Annotated in this window: 16 protein-coding genes; 13 read left to right on the forward strand and 3 right to left on the reverse strand. The window is 71.0% G+C overall.

Annotated elements, in window-relative coordinates:
* Positions 1 to 376: 376 nt before the first annotated feature.
* The 5 genes from ACSMXR_RS22005 to ACSMXR_RS22025 all read left to right on the forward strand — a co-directional run bounded on the left by ACSMXR_RS22005 (position 377) and on the right by ACSMXR_RS22025 (position 4,907).
* On the forward strand, positions 377 to 1,264 hold the full coding sequence (locus ACSMXR_RS22005; protein ID WP_381906772.1) for an ABC transporter permease: 888 nt from the start codon (positions 377 to 379) through the stop codon (positions 1,262 to 1,264).
* A 77-nt stretch (positions 1,265 to 1,341) separates the two neighbouring features.
* Positions 1,342 to 2,391 (forward strand): taurine ABC transporter substrate-binding protein, encoded by a 1,050-nt coding sequence (locus ACSMXR_RS22010; RefSeq protein WP_473169748.1) that lies wholly within the window; start codon positions 1,342 to 1,344, stop codon positions 2,389 to 2,391.
* The gene (locus tag ACSMXR_RS22015) at positions 2,375 to 3,202 is read left to right on the forward strand and encodes an ABC transporter ATP-binding protein (RefSeq protein WP_137232548.1); all 828 of its coding nucleotides are present in this window, start codon (positions 2,375 to 2,377) and stop codon (positions 3,200 to 3,202) included. Before ACSMXR_RS22010 ends, ACSMXR_RS22015 begins: the two co-directional genes overlap by 17 nt.
* A 58-nt stretch (positions 3,203 to 3,260) precedes the next feature.
* Positions 3,261 to 4,184 (forward strand): TauD/TfdA dioxygenase family protein, encoded by a 924-nt coding sequence (locus tag ACSMXR_RS22020; RefSeq protein WP_364888436.1) that lies wholly within the window; start codon positions 3,261 to 3,263, stop codon positions 4,182 to 4,184.
* A 30-nt stretch (positions 4,185 to 4,214) separates the two neighbouring features.
* A complete protein-coding gene (locus tag ACSMXR_RS22025) occupies positions 4,215 to 4,907 on the forward strand; it encodes a demethylmenaquinone methyltransferase (protein ID WP_473169749.1) in 693 nt (230 codons plus the stop codon).
* A gap of 15 nt (positions 4,908 to 4,922) precedes the next feature.
* On the opposite strand, the gene ACSMXR_RS22030 is transcribed toward ACSMXR_RS22025, so the two are convergent.
* Positions 4,923 to 5,450 (reverse strand): GNAT family N-acetyltransferase, encoded by a 528-nt coding sequence (locus ACSMXR_RS22030; RefSeq protein ID WP_376185656.1) that lies wholly within the window; start codon positions 5,448 to 5,450, stop codon positions 4,923 to 4,925.
* Positions 5,451 to 5,547: 97 nt separating this feature from the next.
* Here ACSMXR_RS22030 and ACSMXR_RS22035 point away from each other — a divergent pair, with 97 nt between their 5' ends.
* Positions 5,548 to 6,831, forward strand: a complete 1,284-nt coding sequence (locus ACSMXR_RS22035; RefSeq protein WP_030083410.1) for a geranylgeranyl reductase family protein — start codon at positions 5,548 to 5,550, stop codon at positions 6,829 to 6,831.
* Between the two features lie 16 nt (positions 6,832 to 6,847).
* Here ACSMXR_RS22035 and ACSMXR_RS22040 read toward each other — a convergent pair whose 3' ends face one another.
* Entirely contained in the window at positions 6,848 to 7,468 is a 621-nt protein-coding gene (locus ACSMXR_RS22040) for a CGNR zinc finger domain-containing protein (RefSeq protein ID WP_473172428.1), read from the reverse strand.
* A 133-nt stretch (positions 7,469 to 7,601) separates the two neighbouring features.
* Between ACSMXR_RS22040 and ACSMXR_RS22045 the strand changes: the two genes are divergently transcribed.
* The 3 genes from ACSMXR_RS22045 (at position 7,602) to ACSMXR_RS22055 (ending at position 10,305) form a co-directional block, all read left to right on the forward strand.
* Positions 7,602 to 8,339: a metallophosphoesterase gene (locus tag ACSMXR_RS22045; RefSeq protein ID WP_364888434.1), complete on the forward strand. Its 738-nt coding sequence runs from the start codon at positions 7,602 to 7,604 to the stop codon at positions 8,337 to 8,339.
* Between the two features lie 234 nt (positions 8,340 to 8,573).
* Positions 8,574 to 8,750 carry a hypothetical protein gene (locus ACSMXR_RS22050; protein WP_170994552.1) on the forward strand — a complete coding sequence of 59 codons (177 nt, stop codon included), beginning with the start codon at positions 8,574 to 8,576 and terminating at the stop codon, positions 8,748 to 8,750.
* 346 nt (positions 8,751 to 9,096) lie between these two features.
* Complete coding sequence (locus ACSMXR_RS22055; protein WP_473169750.1) at positions 9,097 to 10,305, forward strand: Cmx/CmrA family chloramphenicol efflux MFS transporter; 1,209 nt, start codon at positions 9,097 to 9,099, stop codon at positions 10,303 to 10,305.
* Between the two features lies 1 nt (position 10,306).
* On the opposite strand, the gene ACSMXR_RS22060 is transcribed toward ACSMXR_RS22055, so the two are convergent.
* Positions 10,307 to 11,155 (reverse strand): C40 family peptidase, encoded by an 849-nt coding sequence (locus ACSMXR_RS22060; protein ID WP_137232542.1) that lies wholly within the window; start codon positions 11,153 to 11,155, stop codon positions 10,307 to 10,309.
* Positions 11,156 to 11,979: 824 nt separating this feature from the next.
* On the opposite strand from ACSMXR_RS22060, the gene ACSMXR_RS22065 reads away from it, so the two are divergent.
* From ACSMXR_RS22065 to ACSMXR_RS22080, 4 genes are read left to right on the forward strand one after another with little or no spacing between them, the layout of a single operon-like run.
* Complete coding sequence (locus tag ACSMXR_RS22065; protein WP_003967084.1) at positions 11,980 to 12,339, forward strand: NADH-quinone oxidoreductase subunit A; 360 nt, start codon at positions 11,980 to 11,982, stop codon at positions 12,337 to 12,339.
* Between the two features lie 18 nt (positions 12,340 to 12,357).
* On the forward strand, positions 12,358 to 12,912 hold the full coding sequence (locus tag ACSMXR_RS22070; protein WP_018490715.1) for a NuoB/complex I 20 kDa subunit family protein: 555 nt from the start codon (positions 12,358 to 12,360) through the stop codon (positions 12,910 to 12,912).
* Positions 12,909 to 13,634 carry an NADH-quinone oxidoreductase subunit C gene (locus tag ACSMXR_RS22075; RefSeq protein WP_218525126.1) on the forward strand — a complete coding sequence of 242 codons (726 nt, stop codon included), beginning with the start codon at positions 12,909 to 12,911 and terminating at the stop codon, positions 13,632 to 13,634. Before ACSMXR_RS22070 ends, ACSMXR_RS22075 begins: the two co-directional genes overlap by 4 nt.
* Positions 13,634 to 14,956, forward strand: coding sequence for an NADH-quinone oxidoreductase subunit D (locus ACSMXR_RS22080; RefSeq protein ID WP_473169751.1), 1,323 nt, complete (start codon positions 13,634 to 13,636; stop codon positions 14,954 to 14,956). The genes ACSMXR_RS22075 and ACSMXR_RS22080 overlap by 1 nt, the downstream gene beginning before the upstream one ends.
* Positions 14,957 to 14,973: the final 17 nt, after the last annotated feature.

Genomic DNA, 14,973 nt, shown 5'->3' on the forward strand with positions numbered 1-14,973 from the left:
GTGCGCCGGTCCGGTACCCGTCCACGGACCGGTCCGAAGGCGTCTCACTCCCTGGCGGATCCTGGTGCCCGCGCGAAACGCTGTGCTAGAACAGCGCCCGTGCCAGTCGATCGTTTTCTGGTGGAGTGCCTCCACATCGATCTCTGCCGCGTCTCCAGCGCATCCTGTTGATGCCGGCCGCGGCATCCTCCGCGATGCCCACGTGATGCCTGCGCGCGTCCCCGGTATCCGCTTCCCCAGCGCCTGATCCCCTCCGGGTCCCGTCCCTCGCATCGTCGCGTACTCGCGTTCTCGCGTCCCCAGCGCCGCCCGCTCTGTGTCCTACCGGCCTGTTTCCGCAGGTCCGGCGAGGCTCCATGACCCCGGAGACACCTTCATGCCGACCACCCCGTCCGTGCGGGAACGGACCGCCGAACCCGCCGCACCCGTGACCCCGGGCCCGCCGGTCGCGGATGGTGGCCGCCGCCGTCCCGAACGCGCCGCCCTGCTGCGCCGTGTCGGACTGCGGGTCCTCGCGCTCGCCGTCCTGCTCGGCCTCTGGCAGCTGGTGACCGCGCTCCAGCTGTGGTCGCCGGTGCTGGTGCCCTCGCCCGCCGCCGTGTGGCGGGCGCTGCTGGAGACCTCCGGCACGCACGACGGCGTCCGGGGCTATCAGGGGCACACCCTGATCGAGCACCTCGGGATCAGCCTGCGCCGGATCTTCATCGGAGCCGGTGCGGGCGTGGTCGCGGGGCTCGTGCTCGGCGTCCTCATGGGGACGCTGCCGTGGGTGCGCGTCGTGCTGGAGCCCGCGGTGGCGTTCCTGCGCACCCTGCCCCCGCTCGCCTACTTCAGCCTGCTGATCATCTGGTTCGGCATCGACGAGGCGCCCAAGCTGTGGCTGCTGGCCATCGCGGCGATGCCGCCGGTCGCCGTCGCCACCGCGTCGGCCGTGGCGTCCGCGCCGACGGCCCTGGTCGAGGCGGCCCGCGCGATCGGGGCCCGGCGCGGACAGGTCGTCACCTCGGTCGTCCTGCCCTCCGCACTGCCCGAGATCCTGATCGGCGTCCGGCTCGCCTTCGGCATCGCGTACTCCTCCGTCGTCGCCGCCGAGACCGTCAACGGACTGCCGGGCATCGGCGGTCTGATCCGGGACGCGCAGCGCTACAACCAGTCCGACACCGTCGTGCTCGGCCTCTTCGCCATCGGCATCTCCGGCCTGCTCATCGACGCGGCCCTCAGGGTCCTGTCGGACCGGGTCGCCCCCTGGCGCAGCCACACATGACCGGCCCCCTCCTTCCGCCCGCCGACTCCCTCTCCCACGCCCATGCCCCCGTTCACTCTCGTACGAAGGACACCCACATGCCCCGATCACGCGGCCTGCTCCGCATCACCTCCCTCGCCGCGGCCCTGGGCTCCCTGCTGGTGATGACCGCGTGCGGCCAGGGCGGCGGCTCCGGTGACGGGGACGGCGGCAAGACGATACGCATCGCCTACCAGGCGTTCCCCAGCGGCGACCTGATCGTCAAGGAGAAGGGCTGGCTGGAGAAGGCGCTGCCCGGATACGACATCAAGTGGACCAAGTTCGACTCCGGGGCCAGCATCAACACCGCCTTCGTCGCCGGGTCCGTGGACCTCGCGGCCATCGGCTCCAGCCCGGTGGCCCGGGGGCTCTCCGCGCCGCTGAACATTCCGTACGAGGTCACCTGGGTGCTCGACGTCGCCGGGGACAACGAGGCGCTGGTCGCCCGTAACGGCTCGAAGATCTCCTCGGTGAAGGACCTGGAGGGCAAGAAGGTCGCCACCCCGTTCAGCTCCACCTCGCACTACAGCCTGCTCGCCGCGCTGGACAAGGCCGGGGTGGACGCCTCGAAGGTCCAGCTCCTCGACCTCGAACCGCAGGACATCCTGGCCGCCTGGACGCGCGGCGACATCGACGCCACGTATGTCTGGCTGCCGACGCTGGAGGAGCTGAAGAAGACCGGCGAGGTCATCGTCTCCAGCCGTGAACTCGCCGCCGGCGGCAAGCCCACCCTCGACCTCGGGGTCGCCTCCACCAGCTTCCTCAAGTCCCACCCCGATGTGCTGCCCGCCTGGCGCAAGGCCCAGGCGCAGGCGCTCGACCTGATCCACGACGACCCCGACGCCGCGTCGGCGGCCGTGGGCAAGCAGCTCGGCATCAGCCCGGCCGAGGCGGGGGCCCAGATCGAGCAGGGCATCTTCCTCAAGCCCGCCGAGCAGGCCGACGCCAAGTGGCTCGGGACCACCGGCAAGGTCGGCGGTCTGGCGGACAACCTCCACAGCGCCGCGCAGTTCCTCGTCGACCAGAAGCAGATCGACGCCGCACCGGACATCGAGGCCCTGCGCAAGGCCATCCACGTGGAAGGGCTCAGCGATGCCGTCAGCCCCTGACCTGAGCAAAGCCCCCGAGGCGGCGGCCGGTCCGCAGGAGAGCGCCGCGCCCGTCGTCTCCGTGACCGACGTCCGGCACTCCTACGGCCGGGGCGCGGACGCGGTGACCGCCCTCGGCCCGCTCTCGCTGGAGATCCCGGCCGGTGAGTTCCTGGTCCTCGTCGGCCCCTCCGGCTGCGGCAAGAGCACCCTGCTGCGGCTGATCGCCGGCTTCGAGCACGCCACCGAGGGCGCGGTGGAGGTGTTCGGCGAGCGCCCGGACCCGGGCAGCCAGGCGGGCATCGTGTTCCAGCAGCCGCGCCTCTTCCCCTGGCGCACGGTCGGCGACAACATCGGCCTGGCGCTGAAGTACGCGGGCGTGCCCCGGGCCGAACGGCCGGAGCGGACCGCCGAGCTGCTGGAGCGGGTCGGCCTCGCGGACACCGCGGGCCGCCGCATCTGGCAGATCTCCGGCGGCCAGCAGCAGCGCGTCGCCATCGCCCGCGCGCTGGCGGGCGGCAAGCGGCTCCTGCTGCTGGACGAGCCGTTCGCCGCGCTCGACGCCCTCACCCGGGAACGGCTCCAGGAGGACCTGCGCACGGTGAGCGCCGAGACCGGGACCACCTCGGTCTTCGTCACCCACAGCGTCGACGAGGCGGTCTTCCTCGGCACCCGCGCGATCGTCCTCACCAACCGCCCCGGCACGGTCGCCCTGGACATCCCGATCGACCTGCCCCGCACCGGCGCCGACCCCGACGAACTGCGCGGACTGCCCGCGTACGCCGCGCTGCGCGCCGAGATCGGCACGGCGGTACGGAACGCGGCCCGCTGACACCCGCGTACAGCGACCCGTACAACGGCATGCCCCGTCCAACGAGAGGAGAAGGATCATGACCACCGCGACGACGCCCGTCCTGCGCGAGGCCCGCATCCCCGCCGACGGTCTCTACGAGGGGCCGCGCGAGCTGCGCCGGGTCCCGGAGGGCTGGACCGACCGCCCGTACGAGCGCTTCCGGCTGGTCCCGCTCGGCCGGGTCATCGGCGCGGAGATCCACGGTGTCGACCTCTCCCGCCCGCTGGAGGCGGCCGTGCGCGCCGAGCTGGACCGGGCGCTGCTGGAGTGGAAGGTGCTGTTCTTCCGCGGCCAGCACCTCACCTCGCTCCAGCAGCGGGCGTTCGCCGGGCTCTGGGGCGAGCTGGAGACCAACCCGCTGCTCGCCACCGGCGACGACCCCGAGGTCGCCCGCCTCGACCGTGCCACCGTGCCCACCTTCGAGAACGTCTGGCACACCGACGTCACCTTCCGCGAGCGCCCCGCCCTCGGCGCGGTCCTCCAGCTCCGTGAGGTGCCGCCGGTGGGCGGCGACACGCTGTGGGCGGACATGGCCGCCGCGTACGACAACCTCGCCCCGGAGGTGAAGGAGCGCATCGAGGGGGCGCGGGCGGTGCACGACTTCATCCCCGGCTTCGCGCGCTTCTATCCGCCGGAGCGGCTGGCGGCGCACCAGGAGGAGTTCCCGCCGGTCGAGCACCCGGTGGTGCGCCGCCACCCGGTCACCGGCCGCCGCACGATCTTCGTCAACGCCTCGTTCACCACCCGGATCGTCGGTTTCGCGCAGGAGGAGAGCGACCGGCTGCTGCGGCTGCTGTTCCAGCAGGCGCACGCCCCGGAGTTCCAGGTGCGGTTCTCCTGGCGCGCGGGCGACGTCGCGTTCTGGGACAACCGGGCCACCCAGCACTACGCGGTCAACGACTACGCCCCGCACCGCCGGGTCGCGGAGCGCGTGGCCATCGCGGGCGACCGCCCTCACTGATCCCGGTGGTGCGGCTGCTTGAATGGAAGGGTGACCCGAGCCTCCCTGGAAAAGCAGCCGCACGAAGTCGCCTCGATGTTCGACGGTGTGGCGGCCAACTACGACCTGACCAACGACGTGATCTCGCTCGGCCAGGCCCGGCTGTGGCGCAAGGCGGTCGCGGCGGCGGTCGACGCCCGCCCCGCGCAGAAGATCCTCGACCTGGCGGCGGGCACCGCGACCTCCTCGCAGCCCTTCGTGAAGGCGGGCGCCTATGTCGTGCCGTGCGACTTCTCGCTGGGCATGCTCAAGGTCGGCAAGGAGCGCCACCCGTGGATGCCGTTCACGGCGGGCGACGGTATGCGGCTGCCGTTCAAGGACGAGACGTTCGACACCGTGACGATCTCCTTCGGACTGCGCAACATCCAGGACACCGATGTCGCGCTGCGCGAGCTGTACCGGGTGACGAAGCCCGGCGGCCGGGTCGTGATCTGCGAGTTCTCCCAGCCGACCTGGACCCCGTTCCGCACGGTCTACACGGAGTACCTGATGCGGGCGATCCCGCCGGCCGCCCGCGCGGTGTCCTCCAACCCGGACGCGTACGTCTACCTCGCCGAGTCCATCCGCGACTGGCCCGACCAGCCCGCCCTCGCCGCACTGCTCCAGAAGGCGGGCTGGTCGAACGTCGCCTGGCGCAACCTGACCGGCGGCGTGGTGGCCCTGCACCGGGGCACCCGCGCCTGAGTCACCCGCGGGTTCTCACAGCTCCAGCCGGAAGCAGACCGCCTCCTGGCCGCGCGGGGTGTCGTACGACTCCGCGCGCCGCATCCCGAGGCGCTCCGCCACCGCCATGGACCGGGCGTTGCGCGAGTGCACCATCGCGACCACCTCGCCGACCTCCGCCGCCCGCAGCCGCTCCAGCGTGATGCGGGCGGCGGCGGAGGCGTATCCGCGGCCCCACGCCGCACGCCCCAGCCGCCAGCCGATCTCGGTCGCGCCGACCGGCCCGTAATGCGTGTGCGGCCACGGCTGTGCCCCGGTGAAGCCGAGCACGGCGTCCTTCTCGTCCAGGACGGTCCACAGGCAGTAGCCGAGCTCCGCGTCGTGCCGGCGCTGGCGCGCGGTGAGCTCCTCGTACACGGAGAAATCCGCCCGCCGGCCCCCGAAGAACTCCATCACCTCGGGGTCGTCGAAGACCCGGTGCCAGGTCAGGGCGTCCTCGTCGGTCGGAACACGGAGGCGTACGGCGGGGGCCGAAGCATGGGGCGTGGCAGGCGCGATCGACATGAGGGAGCCCTTCGGAGGGTTGGTTCGCAGGCCCCCATAGACTGCACGGGACATGTGCCGCGCGGCACGCGAATTCGAGTCTTCGGGAGATCCGACCGTGACCGAGCCCCTCTCCGAGCACAGCGCGGATGTCATCGTCGTCGGAGCGGGCCCTGCCGGCTCCACGACCGCGTACTACCTCGCCAAGGCCGGACTGGACGTCCTGCTCCTGGAGAAGACCGCCTTCCCCCGCGAGAAGGTCTGCGGCGACGGGCTCACGCCCCGCGCCACGAAACAGCTCGTCGCCATGGGGATCGACATCTCCGAGGAGGCGGGCTGGCTGCGCAACAAGGGCCTGCGCATCATCGGCGGCGGCGTCCGGCTCCAGCTGGACTGGCCGGACCTCGCCTCCTACCCGGACTACGGACTGGTCCGCAAGCGCGACGACTTCGACGAGCAGCTGGCCCGCCAGGCGCAGAAGGCCGGCGCCCGGCTGTACGAGCGCTGCAACGTGGGCGCGCCCATCCGCGACGAGCGCACCGGCCGGATCACCGGCGTCGAGGCGAGGATCGGCGAGGAGAAGACCCCGGTCACCTTCCACGCCCCGCTCGTGGTCGCCGCCGACGGCAACTCCACCCGGCTCTCGCTGGCGATGGGCCTGCACCGCCGCGAGGACCGCCCGATGGGCGTCGCCGTCCGTACGTACTTCACCTCGCCCCGCCACGACGACGACTACCTGGAGTCCTGGCTGGAGCTGTGGGACAAACGCGGCGCCGAGGACCGGCTGCTGCCCGGCTACGGCTGGATCTTCGGCATGGGCGACGGCACCTCCAACGTGGGCCTCGGCATCCTCAACTCCTCCTCCGCCTTCAAGGAGCTGGACTGGCGCGAGGTCCTCAAGGCCTGGTGCGCCTCGATGCCGGAGGACTGGGGCTACACCCCGGAGAACATGACGATGCCGATCCGCGGCGCCGCCCTCCCGATGGCCTTCAACCGCCAGCCGCACTACACCAAGGGCCTTCTGCTCGTCGGCGACGCGGGCGGCATGGTCAACCCGTTCAACGGCGAAGGCATCGCGTACGCCATGGAGTCGGGCCAGATCGCCGCCGACGTCATCGTCCAGGCCCACGCCCGCGCCACCCCCGCCCAGCGTGAACTGGCCCTGAACAACTACCCGAAGGTGCTCAAGGAGACCTACGGCGGCTACTACACGATGGGCCGCGCCTTCGTGAAGCTGATCGGCAACCCCAAGATCATGAAGCTCGCCACCCAGCGCGGTCTGACCCACCCGCTGCTGATGAAGTTCACCCTGAAGATGCTGGCCAACCTGACCGACCCGCAGGGCGGCGACGCGATGGACCGCATCATCAACGGCCTGTCGAAGGTGGCCCCGAAGGCTTGAGGCCGCTCGGGACGTTTTACGAGGGGTCCGCCGCGCGGGTGCGTTCGTAGTGGCGGGCCACCCTCGCCCGGTTGCCGCAGGACGGCTTGCACCACTCCTGCCGGCCGTGGCTCCTGACGAAATACCGTACGCAGCGCGGCGCGTGGCAGGCCCGTAGCCGCTCGCGCTCCGGCCCGCTCAGGAAGTCGACGGCGTCGCGTGCCAGCGCCGCGACCAGCCGTACGCGTGGATCGGCCTCGGCCGACAGCAGCCCGGCCGTGGGCGGGCCTTCGGTGGGCCAGCGCAGTTGCGGGGCCACGGGCTCCCGGGCGGCGGCCGCGTTGAGGAGGGCCAGGGCCTCGTCGGCGGGCATCAGACGGTGGGCGTCGGCCGGGCTGGGCGGGGCCGGGCTGACCACCCGCGCGAACAGGGCCCGTACGGCCCGCCGTACACCGATGACCGCGTCCCTGAACTCCTCGTCGACGGCGAACTCCGGGGCGTGTACGGGCTCCTCGGCGCCGAGGGGCTCTCCGGCCGGGGCGAGGCCGCCCAGCGGCCCGGTCTGCCGCCGGATCCACCGGGCCGCCCCTTCGAGCGTGCCGAGGTCGTCGAGGACGCCGCCGTCCCCGTCGTGGCGGATGGTGCCCGCCAGTTCCATCACGGGCCGCTCGCTCACCGGCCGCTCCTCTCACGCCTCTTGAACGTCTGTCGCCTCTTGAACGTCTGCGCTCCCCACCCTAGAGTCCTAATGGAAGAAATGGGAATGAGCGTTAGAGGGGGAGGGGCTGCTCATGTTGCTCGCTCAGATCAGCGATCTGCACCTGGACGGCAGCGAACGCGCTACGCGGCGGGCCGTCCGCGTCATGGACCATCTGCGGGCGCTGCCCCGGCCGGTCGACGCGCTGCTGGTCACCGGGGACATCGCCGACCACGCGACCGAGGCCGAGTACGAGGAGGCCGTACGGCTGCTGGACGCGCCGTTCCCCGTGCTCGCCTGCCCCGGCAACCACGACGCCCGCCCCGCCTACCGCAAGGCCTTCCTCGGGGAGGCCCCGGACACCGCGCCCGTCAACCGGGTCCACCACATCGCCGGAACCGCCGTCCTGATGTGCGACTCCACGATCCCGGGCCGGGACGAGGGCCGCCTCGACGCCGGGACGCTCGCCTGGATCGACGCCACGCTCACCGGGCTGCCCGACGGCGTTCCGGCGCTGATCGCCTTCCACCAGCCTCCCGTCGCACTCCACCACCCGCTGCCGGACGCCGGGATGCTCCAGGAGCCCGAGCGGCTCGCCGCCCTGCTCACCGCCCATCCGCGGGTCGTCGCCGTCCTCACCGGACACGCCCACACGGCCGCCGCATCGGTCTTCGGCGGCCGCCCCCTGATCGTCGGCCCCGCCGTCACCTGGACCCTGCGCATGCCCTGGGAGGGCGACCGGCCGGCGGACCGGGACCAGCCCCCGGGGCTGGCCTTCCACGTCCTGGGCGAGGACCGGAGGCTGACCACCCACTTCCGTGTCGTCCTCTGATCCGGACCACAGGCTTTAATCCTCGGCCCCCCGGGTGATCGTGTGCGATGATTTGCGCGCCCCCGGTCGTCGGCAGTCCGGACCGGGCGGCGCCCGCCCGCCCCCGCCCACCGTGGCGGCACGCGGTGCGTGCCACTCTCTTTGACGCACTCTCATATCGAAACCATCGAACGCAGGCCGGCGGGGCACGGAACAAGCCGCTACAGCGCTGCTCGACCCCAAGGACTGACAGCCATGACCACCGCCTCGCTGCCCCAGCACCAGGACCTCTTCCTGGAGCCCCGCTTCGCCGTGGACCTGACCACGCCGGACGACGACGAGGACTTCGACGCCGCGTACGAAGCGCTTCCCGCGCCCACCACCTCGGCCAAGGAGCCGGAGCGGCCGAACCGCCGCCCGCGCCGCCGCTGATCCGGCAGCCTCCCGTCCCATGACCTGCCCCGAGTCCGACAGACTCCGGCCACCGGTGCGCCGGTGGCCGTGTCCGTGCTGAGCTCCACCGACTGACCCCTCGGGTCGCCGGTCCCTCCATCACGGTTCCACGCCCCGCCGGATCACCGCGGGCACGGGCCGTTCTCTTCCGCGTACGTGCCGAACCACCGCCGTACGCGGTTCGTGCCACCGGCCGATCGACGCCGGGCACTTCTTCGCGCCATGCCGCCGCCGGATCTCCGGCGGGGGCCGTCCGCGCGGCCCTCATCCCCGCACACCGGTCTGTCTGTCCATCCGACGGTTCCGTCCAAGGGGCTACTCACCCATGCCATTCGCCGTCTACGTCCTCGGGCTCGCGGTCTTCGCCCAGGGCACCTCCGAATTCATGCTGTCCGGGCTTCTCTCGGGCATCGCCGCCGACCTCGGCGTCTCCCTCTCCGCCGCCGGCCTCCTCACCTCCGCCTTCGCCGTCGGGATGGTCGTCGGCGCACCCCTGATGGCGCTCACCAGCCGCACCTGGCCGCGCCGCCGCGCCCTGCTCCTCTTCCTCGCCGTGTTCGTCGCCGTCCATGTGATCGGCGCACTCACCCCGCACTACGGCGTGCTCCTCGCGACCCGGTTCGTCGGAGCCCTCGCCAACGCGGGCTTCTGGGCGGTGGCCCTGACGACGGCCGTCGCGCTGGTCCCCGACCGGCTGAAGGGCCGCGCCACCGCCGTGGTGGTCGGCGGTGTGACCGTCGCCTGCGTGGTGGGCGTACCGGCCGGGGCGGTGCTGGGGGAGCACTGGGGGTGGCGGTCGGCCTTCTGGGCGGTCGCGATCGTCTCGCTGCCCGCCGTCCTCGCCGTCCTGCGCTGCATCCCGGGCGGCCGGGGTACGGGCGTGGCGGCCGCTCCCGTACCCGTACGGGACGAACTGCGCGCGCTGACCGGCCCCCTGCTGCGGCCGACCCTGCTCATGATGGCCCTGGTGCAGGGGGCGACCTTCTGCACGTTCTCCTACCTGGAGCCGCTGCTGACCCGGGTGACGGGACTGGGCGCGGGGTGGGTGCCGGTGGCCCTGGCGCTCTTCGGGGCGGGCTCGTTCGCCGGGGTCGCGGTGGCGGGCCGGTTCGCCGACGCCCGTCCGGTCGCCGTCGCCGCCACCGGCATGACGGCCCTCACCGCCGGCTGGGCGGCGCTCGCCCCGGCGGCGGGCAGCCCGGTGCTCGCCCTGGCCCTGATCCCGCTCCTCGGCATGCTCGCCTTCGGTACGGGCACCGCCCTGATCACCCGGGTGCTGGGCCTCGCCCCCGGGGCCCCGACGCTGGCCGGCGCCTTCTCGACGACGGCGTTCAACCTGGGGGCGACGGTGGGTCCGTGGGCGGGCGGACTGGCCCTGGACGCCGGGTTCGGCTACCGGTCGCCGGTCCGGGTGAGCGCCCTGCTGATGGTCCTGGCGCTGCTCGTCGCCGCGACGACGGCGAAGGGCCGCCGCCCCCGAGCGGGGGAGCGGCGGCCCTCAGCCGTGCACCGAAGCGCCGACGGGCGCTTGTGAATCAGAGAACGCGGACCGCGCCGGTCGGCCGGTCGTAGTCCAGGGAGCGCTGCACCGTGCCGGTGCTGGAGTTCTGCGCACCGACGAACTCGCCGCCGCCGACGTAGATCGCGACGTGGTACGCGCTGCCCGCGCCGCCCCAGTACAGGATGTCGCCGGGCTGGAGGTTGTCCAGGGAGACCTGGGTGCCGGCGGTCGACTGGGACTGCGAGACGCGCGGCAGGTCGATGCCCGCCGTGCGGTAGGCGGCCTGGACCAGGCCGGAGCAGTCCCACGCGTTGGGGCCGGTGCCGCCGGAGACGTACGCGTCGCCGACCTGGGCCTTGGCGAACGCCACGATGGAGGCGGCGGAACCGCTCACGTTCGAGGAGGAGGACGGGGCGGAGGCGGAGCTGCCCGTGGAGTCCGAGGAGCCGGAGGAGGCGCTGAGCGTCGTGCGCTCGGCGGTCCGGGAGGCGCGCTCGGCGCGCTCCTTGGCCTCCGCCTCGGCCCTGGCCTTGGCGGCGGCTTCGGCCTTCTTCTTGGCCTCGGCCTTGCGGACGGCCTCGGCGTGGGCCTTCTTGGCCGTCTTCGCGGCCTTCTCGGCCGCGGCGTCCTCGTCGGCCTGGGTCTCCAGGTCGAGGGCGACCTGCTGGGTGGCCTGAGCGGAGGCGGCCACAGCGGTGGAGAAGCCGGACGTGATGGTGGGCATCTCGATCGTCTGGGTCACCGGCTCGGCCTGGGCCGGACCGGCGGCACCCGCGACCGCGATGGTGCTGAGGACGCCACCGGCAACTCCGGCTCGCAGTGCCGACTTCGAGGCGCGCTGGCGGGGCTTCCGGTGGCTGGGTATGTGAGCGGTGTGGGACATGAGTACTAGCGCTATCAGGGCTGTAGGGGTCCCATCAAGAAACGTGTGTTGCGACACAGTTACGTTCGGAATCTGTGAATCCGCTTTCTGAGCGCCTTTATTGACGCCGTAACGGGCAAATCGGGCGGCCGTGATCAGGCCCGTGATCACTGCCTTTCGGTAATACGCCCGAATTGCCCGTCGCTTACCATCCGTTCACACCGATGGCCAAGCCCGGTTTCCCGGGGCGCGGGGTCGAGTGGCGCAGGTCACAGTGTGGGTCCATCGCGACGGGCAACCCTCGCGCCCGCGACCCGCGTGGGCGCCCGTGGCCGGAACCGGGGTGCGGCACATGGCCGGAACCGGAGCGCGGGGCGTCGTCGAATCCGTCGTGCCGGCGTCGTCGGGTGCCCGATCCGGAAGTTCGTGAATGCGGGCACATGTCCCCTTCGGTCCCGACCGCCCCTCGTCCGGGTGAGCATCGGGATCGGACAGCGCTCTTATCACCTCCGGGCCGTCCACCGCCAATTTGCTTGTACAGGCCGTCGATTGATAGCGCCGCGCGCCTTTGACCAGCGGTAACACCATCGAATGTCACGTCTCGTGATCACTCGGCCGCTTCGCGTACGAAGATCACCGCTCATACGACTTCATGATCCTTCGTCAGGTGGTGGAGATCACAAAGCCGTTGTCGTACCCCGTGTCGCAGATCACAGGGGACCAGGCATAGGATGCGGGGCAGTCGGGCTTGTGAACTGCCTCACATGTGCACGATCTTGGTGAGGTGGCGAGCCGGTCGCCCGATGCGGTCCAAAGGTCAAGGACGACTGGAAGGAGCGAGGAGCGTGAATGCCTACGCGCCCATCCTCGTGCTCGGCGCCCTCGGGGCAGGGTTTGCGATCTTCTCCGTGGTCATGGCCACGCTTATCGGCCCCAAGCGCTACAACCGGGCAAAGCTCGAAGCGTACGAGTGCGGTATCGAACCCACCCCGACTCCGGCCGGTGGCGGCCGCTTTCCCATCAAGTACTACCTGACGGCGATGCTTTTCATCGTCTTCGACATCGAGATCGTCTTCCTCTATCCCTGGGCGGTCTCCTTCGACGCCCTGGGGATCTTCGGGCTCGTGGAGATGCTGCTCTTCGTGCTCACCGTCTTCGTCGCCTATGCGTATGTATGGCGTCGCGGCGGCCTGGAATGGGACTGAGGGGCTGAGGGGCACACCATGGGACTCGAAGAGAAACTGCCGAGCGGCTTCGTTCTGACCACGGTCGAGCAGGCCGCGGGCTGGGTGCGGAAGTCCTCCGTCTTCCCGGCCACGTTCGGACTGGCCTGCTGCGCCATCGAGATGATGACGACCGGCGCCGGCCGCTACGACCTCGCCCGGTTCGGGATGGAGGTCTTCCGCGGGTCGCCGCGACAGGCGGACCTGATGATCGTCGCGGGGCGGGTGAGCCAGAAGATGGCACCCGTCCTGCGCCAGGTCTATGACCAGATGCCGAATCCCAAGTGGGTCATTTCCATGGGGGTTTGCGCGTCATCGGGTGGAATGTTCAACAATTACGCCATTGTGCAGGGTGTTGATCACATTGTCCCGGTCGATATCTATTTGCCGGGTTGTCCGCCCCGTCCCGAGATGCTGCTGGACGCCATCCTCAAGCTCCACCAGAAGATCCAGGACGGCAAGCTCGGGGTCAACGCGGAGGAAGCCGCCCGCGAGGCCGAGGAAGCGGCCCTCAAGGCACTGCCCCTGATCGAGATGAAGGGGCTGCTGCGGTGAGCGACCACACCCACGGCGAGGGACAGAACGGCAACGCCGTACCCGCCCCGCGCGACACCGGCGGCGAGGTCATCCGCGTCCGCAAGGGCATGTTCGGCGCCAACAACGGCGGCGACACCTCCGGCTACGGCGGCCTCGTCCGCACCGTCACCCTGCCGGGAGCCTCCTCCCGGCCGTACGGCGGCTGGTTCGACGAGGTGGCCGACGAGCTCGAAGGGGCCCTGGAGGAACAGGACCTGCTGCCCGAGAACGCCATCGAGCGGACGGTCGTCGACCGCGACGAGCTGACCTTCCACATCGCCCGCGAGCACCTCGTCCAGGTCGCCCGCACCCTGCGCGACGACCCCGCCCTGCGCTTCGAGCTCTGTACGGGCGTGAGCGGCGTCCACTTCCCGGGCGACAAGGGCCGCGAGCTGCACGCCGTCTACCACCTGCGCTCGCTCACCCACGGCCGGCTGATCCGGCTGGAGGTGTCCGCCCCGGACAGCGACCCGCACATCCCGTCGCTCGTCGAGATCTACCCGACCAACGACTGGCACGAGCGCGAGGCGTACGACTTCTTCGGGCTCGTCTTCGACGGGCACCCGGCCCTCACCCGGATCATGATGCCGGACGACTGGCAGGGCTTCCCGCAGCGCAAGGACTACCCGCTCGGCGGCATCGCCGTCGAGTACAAGGGCGCCCAGATCCCGGCTCCGGACCAGCGGAGGTCGTACTCCTGATGACCACTCCCCACGCAACACCTCGCGCCACGACCGAGGGGACTGTATATACAGTCACCGGCGGCGACTGGGACGAGGTCGTCGAATCCGCGGTGAAGTCCGACGACGAGCGCATCATCGTCAACATGGGCCCCCAGCACCCGTCCACGCACGGGGTGCTCCGCCTCATCCTGGAGATCGACGGCGAGACCGTCACCGAGGCCCGCTGCGGCATCGGCTATCTCCACACCGGCATCGAGAAGAACCTCGAATTCCGCAACTGGACCCAGGGCACCACCTTCGTCACGCGGATGGACTACCTGACGCCGTTCTTCAACGAGACGGCGTACTGCCTGGGCGTCGAGAAGCTCCTCGGCATCGAGGACCAGATCCCCGACCGGGCCACCGTCATCCGCGTACTGCTGATGGAGCTCAACCGGCTCGCCTCGCACCTGGTGTGCGTCGCCACCGGCGGCATGGAGCTCGGCGCGACCACGATCATGATCTACGGCTTCCGCGATCGTGAACTGGTTCTCGACCTCTTCGAGCTCTTCACCGGCCTGCGGATGAACCACGCGTTCGTCCGTCCCGGCGGCCTCGCCCAGGACCTGCCCCCGGGCGCGGTCGACCAGCTGCGCGAGTTCATCAAGACCATGAAGAAGAACCTGCCGGAGTACGACAAGCTCGCCACCGGCAACCCCATCTTCAAGGCCCGGATGAAGGACGTCGGCTACCTCGACCTCACCGGCTGCATGGCACTCGGCGCCACCGGCCCGGTGCTCCGCTCCGCCGGACTCCCGCACGACCTGCGCAAGAGCGACCCGTACTGCGGCTACGAGACCTACGACTTCGACGTCCCGACCGCCGACACCTGCGACTCCTACGGACGCTTCCTCATCCGGCTGGAGGAGATGCGCCAGTCGCTGCGCATCATCGAGCAGTGCATCGACCGGCTGGAGCCCGGTCCGGTCATGGTCGCCGACAAGAAGATCGCCTGGCCCGCCCAGCTCGCGCTCGGCGCCGACGGTCTCGGCAACTCGCTCGACCACATCAGGAACATCATGGGCACCTCCATGGAAGCCCTGATCCACCACTTCAAGCTGGTGACCGAGGGGTTCCGGGTCCCCGCCGGACAGACGTACACCGCCGTCGAGTCCCCCAAGGGCGAACTCGGCGTCCATGTCGTCTCCGACGGCGGCACCCGCCCCTACCGGGTCCACTTCCGCGACCCGTCCTTCACCAACCTGCAGGCCATGGCGGCGATGTGCGAAGGCGGCCAGGTCGCCGACGTCATCGTCGCCGTCGCGTCCATCGACCCCGTGATGGGAGGCGTCGACCGGTGACCACCTCACGCCAAGAC

The sequence above is a fragment of the Streptomyces sp. DSM 106670 genome (assembly GCF_055792845.1).

What these genes read in the sequence shown, in the direction of transcription:
- ACSMXR_RS22055 (WP_473169750.1), top strand. Translation starts at nt 9,097, where the DNA reads ATGCCATTCGCCGTCTACGTCCTCGGGCTCGCGGTCTTCGCCCAGGGC.
- ACSMXR_RS22070 (WP_018490715.1), top strand. Translation starts at nt 12,358, where the DNA reads ATGGGACTCGAAGAGAAACTGCCGAGCGGCTTCGTTCTGACCACGGTC.
- ACSMXR_RS22005 (WP_381906772.1), top strand. Translation starts at nt 377, where the DNA reads ATGCCGACCACCCCGTCCGTGCGGGAACGGACCGCCGAACCCGCCGCA.
- ACSMXR_RS22020 (WP_364888436.1), top strand. Translation starts at nt 3,261, where the DNA reads ATGACCACCGCGACGACGCCCGTCCTGCGCGAGGCCCGCATCCCCGCC.
- ACSMXR_RS22040 (WP_473172428.1), bottom strand. Translation starts at nt 7,468, where the DNA reads ATGGAACTGGCGGGCACCATCCGCCACGACGGGGACGGCGGCGTCCTC.
- ACSMXR_RS22010 (WP_473169748.1), top strand. Translation starts at nt 1,342, where the DNA reads ATGCCCCGATCACGCGGCCTGCTCCGCATCACCTCCCTCGCCGCGGCC.
- ACSMXR_RS22050 (WP_170994552.1), top strand. Translation starts at nt 8,574, where the DNA reads ATGACCACCGCCTCGCTGCCCCAGCACCAGGACCTCTTCCTGGAGCCC.
- ACSMXR_RS22030 (WP_376185656.1), bottom strand. Translation starts at nt 5,450, where the DNA reads ATGTCGATCGCGCCTGCCACGCCCCATGCTTCGGCCCCCGCCGTACGC.
- ACSMXR_RS22060 (WP_137232542.1), bottom strand. Translation starts at nt 11,155, where the DNA reads ATGTCCCACACCGCTCACATACCCAGCCACCGGAAGCCCCGCCAGCGC.
- ACSMXR_RS22015 (WP_137232548.1), top strand. Translation starts at nt 2,375, where the DNA reads ATGCCGTCAGCCCCTGACCTGAGCAAAGCCCCCGAGGCGGCGGCCGGT.
- ACSMXR_RS22080 (WP_473169751.1), top strand. Translation starts at nt 13,634, where the DNA reads ATGACCACTCCCCACGCAACACCTCGCGCCACGACCGAGGGGACTGTA.
- ACSMXR_RS22045 (WP_364888434.1), top strand. Translation starts at nt 7,602, where the DNA reads ATGTTGCTCGCTCAGATCAGCGATCTGCACCTGGACGGCAGCGAACGC.